The sequence below is a fragment of the Pseudomonas sp. K5002 genome (assembly GCF_013386655.1).
In the GTDB taxonomy this organism is placed as follows: Bacteria; Pseudomonadota; Gammaproteobacteria; order Pseudomonadales; family Pseudomonadaceae; genus Aquipseudomonas.
The window spans coordinates 1-14,725 of sequence record NZ_JACARK010000228.1; the positions used below are offsets into that span (position 1 = coordinate 1).

At 61.0% G+C, this 14,725-nt stretch carries 14 protein-coding genes; 10 read left to right on the plus strand and 4 right to left on the minus strand.

Annotation, left to right across the window (positions count from 1 at the left end; translation table 11 throughout):
* Positions 1 to 789, minus strand: a 789-nt coding sequence (locus HX846_RS12300; RefSeq protein ID WP_178965462.1) for an iron ABC transporter permease, incomplete at its 3' end; no start/stop codon positions are given.
* Entirely contained in the window at positions 786 to 1,664 is an 879-nt protein-coding gene (locus HX846_RS12305) for a hemin ABC transporter substrate-binding protein (RefSeq protein WP_087693394.1), read from the minus strand. The genes HX846_RS12300 and HX846_RS12305, both read right to left, overlap by 4 nt.
* Before the next feature lie 207 nt (positions 1,665 to 1,871).
* On the opposite strand from HX846_RS12305, the gene HX846_RS12310 reads away from it, so the two are divergent.
* A complete protein-coding gene (locus HX846_RS12310) occupies positions 1,872 to 2,189 on the plus strand; it encodes a Rieske (2Fe-2S) protein (protein WP_003212149.1) in 318 nt (105 codons plus the stop codon).
* On the opposite strand, the gene sfsA is transcribed toward HX846_RS12310, so the two are convergent.
* Together sfsA and HX846_RS12320 are read right to left on the minus strand one after the other, a co-directional pair.
* Positions 2,186 to 2,899 (minus strand): DNA/RNA nuclease SfsA, encoded by a 714-nt coding sequence (gene sfsA, locus HX846_RS12315; RefSeq protein WP_003212151.1) that lies wholly within the window; start codon positions 2,897 to 2,899, stop codon positions 2,186 to 2,188. The genes HX846_RS12310 and sfsA overlap by 4 nt on opposite strands.
* Positions 2,899 to 4,071 carry a pyridoxal phosphate-dependent aminotransferase gene (locus tag HX846_RS12320; protein ID WP_008436881.1) on the minus strand — a complete coding sequence of 391 codons (1,173 nt, stop codon included), beginning with the start codon at positions 4,069 to 4,071 and terminating at the stop codon, positions 2,899 to 2,901. The genes sfsA and HX846_RS12320 overlap by 1 nt, the downstream gene beginning before the upstream one ends.
* Positions 4,072 to 4,392: 321 nt before the next feature.
* Between HX846_RS12320 and dksA the strand changes: the two genes are divergently transcribed.
* The 9 genes from dksA to panC all read left to right on the plus strand — a co-directional run.
* Positions 4,393 to 4,827 (plus strand): RNA polymerase-binding protein DksA, encoded by a 435-nt coding sequence (gene dksA / locus HX846_RS12325; protein WP_003212154.1) that lies wholly within the window; start codon positions 4,393 to 4,395, stop codon positions 4,825 to 4,827.
* Between the two features lie 84 nt (positions 4,828 to 4,911).
* A complete protein-coding gene (gene gluQRS / locus HX846_RS12330; RefSeq protein WP_003212155.1) occupies positions 4,912 to 5,799 on the plus strand; it encodes a tRNA glutamyl-Q(34) synthetase GluQRS in 888 nt (295 codons plus the stop codon).
* Between the two features lie 62 nt (positions 5,800 to 5,861).
* Positions 5,862 to 6,038 carry a hypothetical protein gene (locus tag HX846_RS12335; protein ID WP_003176118.1) on the plus strand — a complete coding sequence of 59 codons (177 nt, stop codon included), beginning with the start codon at positions 5,862 to 5,864 and terminating at the stop codon, positions 6,036 to 6,038.
* Complete coding sequence (locus tag HX846_RS12340; RefSeq protein WP_023659379.1) at positions 6,022 to 8,976, plus strand: sensor histidine kinase; 2,955 nt, start codon at positions 6,022 to 6,024, stop codon at positions 8,974 to 8,976. Before HX846_RS12335 ends, HX846_RS12340 begins: the two co-directional genes overlap by 17 nt.
* A gap of 22 nt (positions 8,977 to 8,998) precedes the next feature.
* On the plus strand, positions 8,999 to 10,438 hold the full coding sequence (locus HX846_RS12345) for a sigma-54 dependent transcriptional regulator (RefSeq protein ID WP_003212159.1): 1,440 nt from the start codon (positions 8,999 to 9,001) through the stop codon (positions 10,436 to 10,438).
* A gap of 711 nt (positions 10,439 to 11,149) precedes the next feature.
* On the plus strand, positions 11,150 to 12,556 hold the full coding sequence (locus tag HX846_RS12350; protein WP_003212161.1) for a polynucleotide adenylyltransferase PcnB: 1,407 nt from the start codon (positions 11,150 to 11,152) through the stop codon (positions 12,554 to 12,556).
* A gap of 4 nt (positions 12,557 to 12,560) precedes the next feature.
* Complete coding sequence (gene folK, locus HX846_RS12355) at positions 12,561 to 13,049, plus strand: 2-amino-4-hydroxy-6-hydroxymethyldihydropteridine diphosphokinase (protein ID WP_087693395.1); 489 nt, start codon at positions 12,561 to 12,563, stop codon at positions 13,047 to 13,049.
* Between the two features lie 348 nt (positions 13,050 to 13,397).
* Positions 13,398 to 14,198, plus strand: a complete 801-nt coding sequence (gene panB, locus HX846_RS12360; protein ID WP_178965463.1) for a 3-methyl-2-oxobutanoate hydroxymethyltransferase — start codon at positions 13,398 to 13,400, stop codon at positions 14,196 to 14,198.
* Positions 14,195 to 14,725 (plus strand): pantoate--beta-alanine ligase (panC, locus tag HX846_RS12365; protein WP_178965464.1); only part of this gene is annotated, 531 nt, incomplete at its 3' end. The genes panB and panC, both read left to right, overlap by 4 nt.

Here is a 14,725-nt window from a genome sequence, read left to right on the forward strand (position 1 = left end):
GCCCACGCCCAGCGCGGTGCAGAACACCAGTTCGCGCTTGAGGCCTTCAACATCAATGCCCAAGTGACTGGCTTCCGACTCACCCAGCAGGAGTGCATTCAGCGCCTTGGCCCGGCGCGGCAGCCACAGTGCTACGCCGGCGCTGACCAGCAGCAGCGGCCATAAGCGCGAGTAGCTGGCGCCATTCAGGCTGCCCAGGTTCCAGAACGTCAGGGTGCGCAAGGTAGCGTCATCTGCCAGGTAGGTGAACAGGCCCACCGCCGAACTGGCGAGCGCCGTCAGGGCGATACCCGCCAGCAACATGGTCGCGACGTTGGTTTGGCCGTTGCGCCGCCCCAGGCGATAGACCAGCGCTGTTACCCCCAAACCGCCGAGGAAGGCACACAACGACAGCAGATAAGGCCCGAGCGCATCCGGCAAACCGCCAAAAAACGAACCACCGACAATCGCAATCGCCGCGCCCAACGCCGCACCGCTGGAAACCCCGACCAACCCGGGATCAGCCAAGGGGTTGCGAAACAGCCCCTGCATTGCAACGCCGGAAAGCGCCAGAACCCCACCGACGGCCAATCCCAGCAACGTACGCGGCAGGCGAATCTGCCCGAGGATCAGCTCCGCCTGCTCCAGGCCTTGGGCCTCGATTGGCACACCCATCAAGCGTAAGGCTGCCCGCAGTGTGTCCATTAACGGCAGACTCACCGGCCCCAGGGCCAATGACAACCAGATCGCCAGTACACACAGCAGACTCAAGCCGATAAACAGGGTTCGCGGTTTAACCAGAGTGGTCATGGGGCGGTATTAGCCTGAGACGGATAGAACCCGGCAGACAGCTTCACCAGGCTTTGCGGCAAGCGTGGCCCAAGCCCACCCACCAGCAGCGTCGGGTCCAGTTCATAGACGCGTCCATTCTTGGCCGCTGGCGTCGAAGCCAGGATCGGGTTTTCCTTGAACAACGCGGCGCGGGCCGCATCCCCGGTCAAAGCGCGATCGGCAAACACCAGCACCTCAGGATTGAGCCCCGCCAGCGACTCTACGGAAAACGGCTTGTAACCATCGTGGGTCGCCAGGTTGTGGCCGCCGGCCTGCTGCAACATCCAGTCAGCCGCCGTGTCTTTGCCCGCAATCAGCGGTTTGCCGCCGGCATGTCCCAGCAGCAACAGCACTCCAGGCGCCTTTTGAGTGGCCTGGGCCTTGGCCACCCAGTTCTTTTGTTGGTCAAGTTGTTGCTGATAGTCACTGAACAGTTCTGCAGCCTTCGCTTCGTTACCCAGCAGCTTGCCCAAATGCTGAAGGTTGCCCTGCAGCGTCGGCAGATCCGGCTCGGCTGAAAACAGCTCCACTTTCACACCGGCATTGCGGATTTGCGCCAACACCGGTGGCGGCCCCATTTCCTCGGTGCCCACCAGGATTTGCGGGCGCAGGCTCAGAATGCCTTCCGCCGACAACTGACGCTGGTAACCAATGCTCGGCAACGCCTTGAGGGATTCCGGATGCTGGCTGGTGGTATCCACGCCCACCAGCTTTGACTCACCGCCCAAGGCCGTCACCCATTCCGACAACGCACCACCGGCGCTGACCCAGCGTTGTGGCAGTTCAGAGGCCTGGGCCCCAGCGTTGACCAGCAGTCCGACAACGAGCGCGATAGCACTGGCACTCAGGCGCATAAAAGGGTTTCCTTCCAAGGGGTGAGCCCGCTGAAACACTCGCAATGTGACAGATCAAGGCTGCCCGACATCGTACAGAGCGCCCAGTCAGCTTACGGGCGAAGCCGGCATTTGATAATTGTTTGCATTTGCACGTCAAGCACCGGGCTCTGCGGCAAAAACCAGGATAGCCTTGCAGCCCGCAAACGGCGGCACTTAAGGATCGATATGAAGTTTCTCTGCGCCTCCAGCGAACTCGCACCCAACGCCAGCCTCGGTTTCGATATCGACGGCCGCAAGCTGTTTGCCGTGCGCCGCGAAGGCATTGCCTACTTCTATATCAACCGCTGCCCACATCGCGGGGTGCCGCTGGAATGGCAGCCGCACCAGTTTCTCGACCCCAGCGCCAGCCTGATCCAGTGCGCCACCCATGGCGCGCTGTTCCTGATCGAAAGCGGTGAGTGCGTCGCCGGCCCTTGCGCCGGCCAGAGCCTGACAGCCCTGCCCGGCCGCGAGGACGAACAAGGCCTGTGGGTACAACTCTAGTCGCCGAGCAATACTTCCAGCCGGCGATCGACGCAGATTTCCTCTGACGTCACTCGCACGCCATAGGCCAGCACCTCGACGCCCGCCGCCTTGGCCTCACGCAACGCTGCCGCATAACCGGCATCAATTTCTTCGGCAGGACGCACCGCATCGATCCCCGAGAGGTTGACGCAGTACAACTGCACTGCCCGTACACCCTCACGCGCCAGATGCGCCAGCTCACGCAGATGCTTGGCACCGCGCTGGGTCACGGCATCGGGAAACGCCGCCGTCGAGGTCCCGTCAAACCCGAGGGTGACGCTTTTGACTTCGACATATGCCGCGCCCGCCGGGTAGTCCAGGCGGAAATCGATCCTGCTGTTTTCCTGGCCGTAGGCGACTTCGCGTTTCAAGGCAGTAAAGCCATTGAGCTCGGTGATAACCCCCGCGCGCAGCGCTTCTTCAACCAACTGATTGGCCCGCGCCGTGTTCACACACGCCAGGCGCCCTTGTGGGGTTTCGCTGATTTCCCAGGTGCCTGGCAGCTTGCGCTTGGGGTCATTGGAGCGGCTGAACCAGACCTGGCCACCTTCCACCATGCAGTTGAACATCGAGCCGGTGTTCGGGCAGTGAATGGTCAACAACTCGCCGGTAACGGTTTCGATATCGGCGAGAAAACGCTTGTAGCGGCGGATCAGCCGGCCTTCTTCAAGGGGAGGATTAAAGCGCATCAGCCTTGCCAACTCCGCAGGCCGCGGGCAATCCGTTCAACGGCTTGCTGTAGGCGATCAAGGTTTTGCGTGTAGGCAAAACGCACATGGTGACCGGCTTGATAACGGCCGAAATCCAGGCCCGGCGTGAACGCAACGTGCTCGGTTTCGAGGAAGTGCCGGCAGAACGCGAAGGCATCGCCGCCGAATGCGCTGATATCGGCATACAGGTAGAACGCGCCTTCCGGCTCCACGGCAATACCGAAACCCAACTCGCGCAACGCTGGCAGCAGGAAGTCGCGACGCCGGCCAAACTCGGCCCGGCGGTCTTCAAGAATGTTCAATGTTTGCGGGGTAAAGCAGGCCAGGGCCGCATGCTGGGCCATGCTCGGCGCGCTGATGTAGAGATTCTGCGCCAGTTTCTCCAGCTCACCCACCGCAGCAGGCGGCGCCACCAGCCAGCCCAGGCGCCAGCCGGTCATTCCGAAATACTTCGAAAAACTATTTAGAACGAAGGCTTCATCGTCAACTTCCAGCACGCTGGCGGCATCGGTGCCGTAGGTCAGGCCGTGGTAGATCTCATCCACCACCAAATGCCCATTGCGCGCCTTGATGGCGCTCGACAACCCCGCCAACTCGTCCCGCGTCAGGATGGTGCCGGTAGGGTTGGCAGGCGACGCGACCAACGCGCCCACGCTGTCCTGATCCCAATGGCGCGCCACCAGGTCGGCGGTCAGTTGATAACGCACCTCGGGGCCGACCGGGACCAGTTGGGCCGCGCCCTCCACCAGCCGCAGGAAGTGGCGGTTGCAGGGGTAGCCTGGGTCTGCCAGCAGCCAGTGCTTGCCGGGATCCACCAGCAGGCTGCTCGCCAGCAACAAGGCTCCCGAGCCGCCGGGTGTAATCAGAATTCGCTCGGGATCGATGCTCAACCCGTAGCGCTGCTGGTAGAAACCGCTGATGGCTTGCCGCAACTCCGGTAGCCCGCGGGCCGCGGTATAGCGGGTCTTGCCGTTGGCCAGCGCCGCCTGCCCGGCCTTGATGATGGGCTCGGCGGTGGTGAAGTCCGGCTCGCCGATTTCCAGGTGAATCACGTCGTGACCGGCGGCCTGCAATTCATTGGCCCGCGCCAGCAACGCCATGACATGGAAAGGTTCGATAGCGCGGCTGCGCGCACTGTAGGGCTGAGCCATTAGCCTTCCTTAACTCTGAGGACAAACCCCGATTCTACCCAACCCGCCGCGCAAAACCTGCTCTATTGCCCCAAGACATGTAGCAAGCACGGCAAGCAACTACCTGCAAAACAGCTAAAATCAACATTCGAGACCGTACAAGCCCGCCCTGCTGGGGCCTGCGGCGGTTTGCAAGCCTCAGGAGACGGTGCCTCGACAACCGGGAGTGGCGCACCCTGAATCTATCTGGTAAGTTCGCCCGCTTGCAGCCGCAGGGCCGGCAGGTGTCGGTGATGTTGCAATCCTGCGCAATGGATTAGAAGAGTGAGAGGCGGTCCATTCATGCCCACCCAAGCAAAGCAACAGAGCATCAGCGGCTTCCAACCCTACGTCGAGGCGAAGGGTGAGGAATACATGGGCAAGCCCATGCGCGAACACTTCTCCAAGATCCTGAAGCAGTGGAAACAGGACTTGATGCAAGAGGTTGACCGTACCGTTGACCATATGAAGGACGAAGCGGCCAACTTCCCGGACCCGGCAGACCGTGCCAGCCAGGAAGAAGAGTTCGCCCTTGAACTGCGCGCCCGTGATCGCGAGCGCAAGCTGATCAAGAAGATCGACAAGACCCTGCAACTCATCGAAGACGAAGAGTATGGCTGGTGCGAGTCCTGCGGCGTCGAGATCGGTATTCGCCGCCTGGAAGCGCGTCCTACCGCCGACCTGTGCGTGGACTGCAAGACCTTGGCTGAAATCAAGGAAAAACAGGTCGGCAAGTAATCACTGCCGGGCTGGACAAATGGGGCGTGCGAACGCCCCATTTTTGTTTCTGGCGTTTGCTGGTTTTCCAGTAATATCCGGCCCATGACAGCCTCCTCCTATATCGGGCGTTTCGCCCCCACGCCCAGCGGACACCTGCACTTCGGTTCCCTGGTCGCCGCCCTCGCCTCCTACCTCGACGCCCGTGCCAACCAAGGCCGCTGGCTGATGCGCATGGAAGACCTCGACCCGCCACGGGAAGAGCCCGGCGCCCAGGCCGCCATCCTGAATGCCCTGGAACGCTATGGTTTTGAATGGGACGGGGAGTTGGTCCGACAAAGCGAGCGGCACGATGCCTACGCCGAAGTGCTCAACCGCCTGTTCAATCACGGCCTGGCCTACGCCTGCACCTGTTCGCGCAAACAACTGGAACCCTACAACGGGATTTATCCCGGCCTGTGCCGCAATGCCGGGCATGACCAGCAAGATGCTGCCATTCGTCTGCGGGTGCCGGAGTTGGAGTACCACTTTACCGACCGCGTACAAGGCGAATTCCGACAGCATCTGGGTCGCGACGTAGGCGACTTCATCATCCGCCGTCGCGACGGCCTGTATGCCTACCAACTGGCGGTAGTCCTCGATGATGCCTGGCAAGGTGTGACTGACATCGTGCGTGGCGCCGACCTGCTCGACTCCACGCCACGCCAACTGTATCTGCAAGAATTGCTGGGCCTGCGCCAACCGCGTTACCTGCATGTGCCGTTGATCATCCAGCCGGACGGTAACAAGCTGGGCAAATCCTACCGCTCACCGCCCTTGACCACTGACCAGGCCACGCCTTTGCTGTTAAGAGCACTGCGCGCCCTGGGCCAGCCGGCGGGCGACGAACTGCACCACGCCAGCCCACGGGAACTGCTGGATTGGGGCATTCAACACTGGGATGCCACACAGATCCCGCGCACACTCACGCTGGCCGAAGCGCAATTGCGCTGAAGGCGCTTGCAGCTTGCGAGCCATCCGTTACCATCGCCGCAGTTTTTCAATCAGAGGCCAACATGTACATCTATCGATTGGTCCTGCTGCTGGTCGTCGGGATCTACCTGTTTTCTCCCGCCATCATGGATTGGTGGATCGACGCCACAGGCGCCTGGTACCGGCCCTATCTGCTTTGGCTGATTCTGATCGTCGTGACTTTCATCCTGCAGAGCCAAAAAGATGCCGATGAGCTTTAGCCTGACCGAGATGCTGCTGATCAGCGCCGCCTACCTGGCCGCGTTGTTCGGGGTAGCCTGGATCAGTGAACGCGGGATGATTCCGCGGGCGATCATTCGCCATCCATTGACCTACACCTTGTCCTTGGGCGTGTACGCGAGTGCCTGGGCGTTTTATGGCACCGTGGGCCTGGCCTATCAGTACGGTTACGGCTTTCTGTCCAGTTATCTCGGGGTGTCCGGCGCGTTTTTGCTGGCGCCGGTGCTGTTGTATCCGATCCTGAAAATCACCCGCACCTATCAGTTGTCGTCCCTGGCCGACCTGTTTGCGTTCCGTTTTCGCAGTACCTGGGCCGGTGCACTGACCACGATTTTCATGCTGATCGGCGTGCTGCCGTTGCTGGCATTGCAGATCCAGGCCGTGGCCGACTCCATCAGCATCCTCACCCGCGAACCGGTGCAACACCGCGTGGCATTGAGCTTCTGCGCGCTGATCACTCTGTTCACGATTTTCTTCGGCTCACGGCATATCGCCACCCGTGAGAAACATGAAGGACTGGTGTTTGCGATTGCGTTTGAATCGGTGATCAAGCTGATCGCCATCGGCGGTGTCGGTCTGTACGCGTTGTATGGCGTATTCGACGGCCCGCAACAGCTGGAACTGTGGCTGCTGCAAAACCAGACCGCCCTGGCCGCACTGCACACGCCGTTGCAGGAAGGCCCATGGCGCACGCTGCTTTTGGTGTTCTTCGCCTCGGCCATCGTGATGCCGCACATGTACCACATGACCTTCACCGAAAACCTCAACCCGCGCTCGCTGGTCAGCGCCAGCTGGGGCTTGCCGCTGTTCCTGCTGTTGATGAGCCTGGCGGTGCCGCTGATCCTGTGGGCCGGCCTGAAACTTGGCGCCACCACCAATCCCGAATACTTCACGCTGGGCGTGGGTATTGCAGCCAACAGCAAATCCCTCGCATTGCTGGCCTATGTCGGCGGATTATCGGCCTCCAGCGGGCTGATCATCGTCAGTACCCTGGCGCTGTCGGGGATGGCGCTGAATCACCTGGTGCTGCCGCTCTACCAGCCGCCGGCCGAAGGCAATATCTACCGCTGGCTGAAATGGACCCGCCGGGCCCTGATCGTTGCGATCATCATGGCCGGCTATGGCTTCTACCTGTTGCTGGGTGCAGAACAGGACCTGGCCAACCTGGGGATTGTCGCCTTCGTCGCCACCTTGCAGTTCCTGCCGGGCGTGCTGTCGGTGCTGTACTGGCCGACCGCCAACCGCCGAGGCTTTATCGCCGGTTTGCTCGCCGGGATCCTGGTATGGACCGTGACCATGCTGCTGCCGCTGGTGGGCAACCTGCAGGGCTTCTACATCCCGCTGCTGAACATGATCTACGTGCTGGATGACACCAGTTGGCACATGGCGGCAATTGCCTCGCTGGCGGCCAACGTGCTGATGTTCACCCTGATCTCGCTGTTCACCAACGCCAGCCCCGAAGAAACCAGCGCCGCCGAAGCCTGCGCAGTGGACAACGTCCGTCGCCCGCAACGCCGCGAACTGCACGCCGCCTCACCCCAGGAATTCGCCACGCAACTGGCCAAGCCGCTGGGCGCCAAGGCCGCACAAAAGGAGGTCGAGCAGGCCCTGCGCGATCTCTACCTGCCGTTCGACGAGCGCCGGCCTTATGCCCTGCGCCGCCTGCGGGACCGTATCGAAGCCAACCTTTCCGGCCTGATGGGCCCGAGCGTGTCCCAGGACATGGTCGAGACCTTCCTGCCCTACAAGGCCGGCGGCGAAAACTACGTGACCGAAGACATCCACTTCATCGAGAGCCGGCTGGAGGATTACCACTCCCGCCTCACCGGCCTTGCCGCCGAACTCGACGCCCTGCGCCGCTATCACCGCCAGACGTTGCAGGAACTGCCGATGGGCGTCTGCTCCCTGGCCAAGGATCAAGAGATCCTGATGTGGAACAAGGCCATGGAAGAGCTCACCGGCATCGCCGCCCAACGTGTGGTGGGCTCGCGCCTGAACACCATTGGCGACCCGTGGAAAGAATTGCTCCAGGGCTTCATCAACCTGCCCGACGAACACTTGCACAAACAGCACCTGGCGCTGGATGGCCAGACCCGCTGGCTCAACCTGCACAAGGCCGCCATCGACGAGCCACTGGCGCCCGGCAACAGCGGCCTGGTGCTGCTGGTGGAAGACCTGACCGAAACCCAGATGCTCGAAGACAAGCTGGTGCACTCCGAGCGCCTGGCCAGCATCGGGCGCCTGGCCGCGGGTGTGGCCCATGAAATCGGCAATCCGATCACCGGTATCGCCTGCCTCGCGCAAAACCTGCGGGAAGAGCGCGAGGAAGACGGCGAAATCATCGAAATCAGCGGGCAGATTCTCGAGCAGACCAAGCGTGTTTCGCGCATCGTGCAGTCGCTGATGAGCTTTGCCCACGCGGGCGCCCATCAGAATCACGACGAGGCGGTGTGCCTGGCCGAAGTGGCCCAGGATGCCATTGGGCTGCTGGCCTTGAACCGGCGCAATTTCGAAGTACAGTTCTTCAACCTGTGCGACCCGGAACACTGGGTCGACGGTGATTCACAACGCCTGGCCCAAGTGCTGATCAACCTGCTGTCCAACGCCCGCGACGCATCGCCGGCCGGCAGCGCAGTACGGGTCAAGAGCGAGGCTTTCGAGCACACGGTCGATCTGATCGTCGAGGACGAAGGCAGCGGCATTCCACAGAACATCATGGATCGATTGTTCGAACCCTTCTTCACCACCAAGGATCCGGGTGAAGGTACCGGTCTGGGCCTTGCACTGGTCTATTCCATCGTTGAAGAGCATTATGGACAAATCACCATCGACAGCCCGGCTGACACCGAAAGCCAACGCGGCACCCGTATTCGGGTGACCTTGCCGCGTCATGTCGAAGCGACGTCCGCTGTGAACTGAGACCGTCGAGAGAGTTGAATCAATGCCGCACATTTTGATCGTCGAAGACGAAACCATTATCCGCTCTGCCTTGCGTCGCCTGCTTGAACGTAATCAGTACCAGGTCAGCGAAGCCGGCTCGGTGCAGGAAGCCCAAGAGCGTTTCAGCATTCCCACGTTCGACCTGATCGTCAGTGACCTGCGTTTGCCAGGCGCCCCCGGCACCGAGCTGATCAAGCTCGGCCAAGGCACTCCGGTGCTGATCATGACCAGCTACGCCAGCCTGCGCTCGGCCGTGGACTCCATGAAGATGGGCGCGGTGGACTACATCGCCAAGCCCTTCGACCACGACGAAATGCTCCAGGCCGTAGCGCGCATCCTGCGTGACCGTCAATCGGCCAGCAGCGCACCGGCTGAACGCCCGGCAGCGGGCAAGGCCGCCAATGGTTCTGAAAAACCCGGTATTGATAACAGTAACGGCGAAATCGGCATCATCGGCTCCTGCCCACCCATGCAGGACCTGTACAGCAAGATCCGCAAAGTGGCGCCAACCGACTCCAATGTACTGATCCAGGGCGAGTCCGGCACCGGTAAAGAGCTGGTGGCCCGCGCCCTGCACAACCTGTCCAAACGCGCCAAGGCACCGATGATCTCGGTGAACTGCGCGGCGATCCCCGAATCCCTGATCGAATCCGAATTGTTCGGCCATGAAAAAGGCGCCTTTACCGGCGCCAGTGCTGGCCGTGCGGGTTTGGTTGAAGCCGCCGACGGCGGCACGCTGTTCCTCGACGAGATTGGCGAGCTGCCGCTGGAAGCCCAGGCACGCTTGCTGCGGGTACTCCAGGAAGGCGAAATACGCCGCGTCGGTTCGGTACAGTCGCAGAAGGTCGACGTGCGACTGATTGCGGCCACTCACCGTGACCTGAAGAGCCTGGCCAAGATTGGCCAGTTCCGTGAAGACCTTTATTACCGCCTGCACGTGATCGCTCTCAAACTGCCGGCCTTGCGTGAGCGCGGCGCCGACGTCAACGAAATCGCCACGGCCTTCCTGGCGCGCCAGAGTGCGCGAATCAACCGTACCGACCTGAAGTTTGCTGCCGATGCCGAGCAGGCGATTCGTCACTACTCCTGGCCGGGTAACGTGCGGGAGCTGGAAAACGCGGTAGAGCGTGCGGTGATTCTGTCGGAGAGCCCGGAAATTTCCGCCGAGCTGCTGGGAATCGATATCGAGCTCAGCGACCTGGATGATGATGACTTCATCGGTTTGCCACCGCAGCAAGGTGGCGGCAGTAACAACAGCCACGAGCCGACGGAAGATTTGTCACTGGAAGATTACTTCCAGCATTTCGTGCTGGAGCACCAGGACCACATGACCGAGACCGAACTGGCGCGCAAACTGGGCGTCAGCCGTAAATGCCTGTGGGAACGGCGCCAGCGCTTGGGTATCCCGCGGCGCAAGACCGGGGTTGCCAGCGAAAGCTGAGTGGGTTGCCCCCACAGGTAACACCCTCAGATGTGAAAAAACTGTTACCGCTGATTTTTCACGTAACAAAAGCCGGGGCTTACGGTAACGAAGCCCCGGCTTTTTTTCGCCTTCAACAAACCCGAAAACGCCCCGAACCCCTTATTTTGCTGGGCCTCGCAAAAGTTGGCACGCACCCTGCTATATGCTTAGTACAAAAACAATAACAAGCAAATGTACAAGACAATAAAAATAAGACGAATCGACTCACGCATAACAAAAACAACACGGCGGAGGCGCAGCTAACTGATTCTTTTGGAGAGGCGTTGCATTTGGGGCTTGCCCCGCAACCAGGCCGAGAACAACAAAAACTGCCCTAAGGCAGAGCCTGAACTGGTTGGATCTTAGATCAGCAACACAGCGACCAAAGCAATCCGTTTGCTCTTGGCTCCCGATTGGGAGTGTCATGAAGGTGAAGCTTCATGGCGAGGGCGATCAACAAAAACAAGAAGCCCGAAACCAATAATAAAAATAGAGCACGCAACTACTTCTGGGGGAGCTTCGGCTCCCCTTGTAGTTTCCGCGATTTGGCACCTGCCACCCTTCTTTTAAGCTTCTGGCTCAAGCCTTGCAGCTAGTTCCTACACCATCCCCTGACTAAATGCTAGAATCCCGGCCCATCATGCGGTCATTCTTCGTTATGGCCGAACATTCCTTCAAACAGTGCATCCCATGCTGAAGAAGTTGTTCCAGTCATTCCGTTCTCCCTTGCGTCGTACGCAACACAAACGCAGCACGCCTGAAGTGCTCAATAGCAGCCAGCATTCGCTGCAACGCGCCCAGTTCAGCCGTTATGCGGTGAACATCGTCGAACGTTTGCAGAACGCCGGCTACCAGGCCTACCTGGTTGGCGGTTGCGTGCGCGACATGTTGCTCAATATCACTCCCAAGGATTTCGACGTCGCCACCAGCGCCACGCCGGAACAAGTGCGTGCCGAATTCCGCAATGCGCGGATCATCGGCCGGCGCTTCAAGTTGGTGCACATCCACTTTGGTCGCGAGATCATCGAGGTCGCGACCTTCCGCGCCAACCATCCGCAAAACGATGAAGAAGAAGACACTAACCAGTCTTCCCGCAACGAAAGCGGGCGCATCCTGCGGGACAACGTCTACGGCACCCTGGAAGAAGACGCGCAACGCCGCGACTTCACCATCAATGCCCTGTATTACGACCCGGTCAGCGAGCGCATTCTCGATTACGCCAATGGCGTACACGACATCCGCAACAACCTGCTGCGCCTGATCGGCGACCCGACGCAACGCTACCAGGAAGACCCGGTGCGCATGCTGCGGGCCGTGCGTTTCGCCGCCAAGCTGAACTTCGGCATCGAGAAGCACACGGCCGCGCCGATTCGTGACCTGGCACCGATGCTGCGGGAAATTCCCTCGGCCCGGCTGTTCGAAGAGGTGCTCAAGCTGTTCCTCTCCGGCTATGCTGCCGACACCTTCGAAATGCTGGTAGACCTGCAGTTGTTCGACCCACTGTTCCCGGCCAGCGCCGAAGCACTGGAGTACAACCCGACCTACACCCACACGCTGATCAGCGAAGCCTTGATCAACACCGACCTGCGCATCAAGCAGAACAAACCGGTAACCCCGGCGTTCCTGTTTGCCGCCCTGTTGTGGCCAGCGCTTCCAAAACGCGTCATGCGCTTGCAAGACCGTGGCATGCCGGCAATTCCGGCCATGCAGGAAGCCGCCCACGAGCTGATCGCCGAGCAATGCCAGCGCATCGCCATCCCGAAACGCTTCACCATGCCGATCCGCGAGATCTGGGACATGCAGGAGCGCCTGCCACGCCGCAGCGGCAAACGCGCCGACCTGCTGCTGGACAACCCGCGCTTCCGTGCCGGCTATGACTTCCTGCTGCTGCGCGAAAGCGCCGGCGAGCAGACCGACGGCCTGGGCGAATGGTGGACCGACTACCAGGACGCCAACGACAGCCAGCGCCGCGAGATGATCAAAGAGCTCAGCAGCAAAGGCGAAGCCACCGGCGATGGCCCGAAAAAACGTCGCCGCAGCAGTGGCAGCAAGCGCAAACGCAGCGCTGGCGATTCATCGAGCGCGTCGGGCGAGTAAGCACGTGGAACGTATCTACGTCGGCATGGGCAGCAATCTGGCTGCCCCTGAACAACAATTGCGCGACGCCATCGAGGCCCTCGCGCAATTGCCGGACACCACGCTGGCGGGCGTCTCCGCCTTCTATCAAAGTGATTCCCTGCTCCCGGGCCAGCCGCGCTATACCAATGCGGTCGCGGCCCTGGACAGCGCGCTTGCACCACTGGAACTGCTCGATGCGCTGCAAGCCATCGAGAATGACCAGGGCCGCGAGCGTCTTGAGCGTTGGGGCCCGCGCACCCTGGACCTGGATGTCCTGGTGTTTGGCGACCGGCTGATCGACGAGCCACGCCTGAAGGTGCCGCACTATCAAATGCACCTGCGGGCGTTCGTGCTTTACCCGCTGGCAGAACTGGCCCCGGCCAGCCTGCAACTGGCCGATGGCCGCCTGCTCGGCGACCTGCTGGATGCCTGCCCGTTTGTCGGCCTGGAACGCCTGCCTTCAAACCTGTAGGAGCGAGCTTGCTCGCGAAAAACCTGAGAACACCGCTGGGCGCCAGGCTTCCCGCGTCATCATTGACGACCTTCGCGAGCAAGCTCGCTCCTGCATTTACTACGCATCATTTACTGCTGAATCGCATCAGTAACAGCGGTAACACCACCGCCGTAACAATGCGGTAACACATCCAATTGACTTCCAGAGTCCTCCTCACGACTATAGGCGTCCCGCTGCCGCCTACCCGGCGCTAAAGGGCGCAATCCAGGCCTTATAAGCACTGATCCTTAAGAAAGTGCGCCTGTATAAACGAAGACTCACGCGCGTTACTCGCTGTTTCCAAGCGCCTGAATGAGGACCCTTTTCATGCCAAACGTTACCCTGAGCACCTTGCAGAGCCTCAAGCTCAAAGGTGAAAAGATCACCATGCTGACCTGCTACGACGCCACTTTTGCCCAGGCCAGCAGCCAGGCAGGAGTTGAAGTGTTGCTGGTGGGGGACTCCCTGGGCATGGTTCTACAAGGGAATGACAGCACCCTGCCCGTCACCAACGATGAAATCGCTTACCACACGGCCTGCGTCAAGCGCGGCAACGAAGGCGCCTTCATCATTGCCGACCTGCCCTTCATGGCCGATGCCACCATCGAACAGACACTGACCAACAGTGCTCAACTGATGCGTGCCGGTGCACACATGATCAAGGTTGAAGGTGCCGCCTGGCTCGCCGAGTCGATTCGTTTGCTGGCTGAACGCGGCGTACCGGTTTGCGCGCACATGGGCCTGACGCCACAGTCGGTGAATATCCTCGGCGGCTACAAGGTGCAAGGCCGCGGCGAAGCCCAGGCGCGCCAGATGCGGGCCGATGCCATCGCCCTTGAACAGGCCGGTGCGTGCATGATTCTGCTCGAATGCGTGCCAAGCGAGCTGGCAGCGGAAATCACCCAGGCCGTTAAAGTACCGGTGATCGGTATCGGCGCCGGTCCTACCACAGACGGCCAGGTATTGGTACTGCATGACATGCTGGGCCTGTCCCTTACCGGCCGCGTACCCAAGTTCGTGAAGAACTTCATGGCGGGCCAGGACAGTATCCAATCAGCCCTCGCCGCCTACGTCAGCGAAGTCAAAGCCGTCACCTTCCCGGGCGCCGAACACGGATTCTCCGCATGAACACCGTCAAGACCGTGCGCGAACTGCGCGCCGCCGTCACCCATGCCCGCAGCGCGGGCAAACGCATCGGCTTCGTGCCCACCATGGGCAACCTGCACAGCGGCCATGCCACGCTGGTCACCAAGGCTGCGCAACAAGCCGATTTCGTGGTGGCGAGCATTTTCGTCAACCCGCTGCAATTCGGCGCCGGCGAAGACCTGGACAAGTACCCGCGCACCCTGGCGGCCGACCAGGAGAAGCTCTTGCAAGCCGGTTGCAACCTGCTGTTCGCCCCGACCGTCGAGGAGATGTACCCCGACGGCATGGCCGGCCAGACTCGCGTCAGCGTGCCGCAACTGTCCGAAGGCCTGTGCGGCGCCAGCCGGCCCGGGCATTTTGAAGGCGTGGCCACGGTGGTCAGCAAGCTGTTCAACATGGTCCAGCCGGACCTGGCGATCTTTGGCCAGAAGGACTACCAGCAACTGGCGGTGATTCGCGCCATGGTCCATGACCTGAACATGCCGATCCAGATCATCGGCGAGCCGACC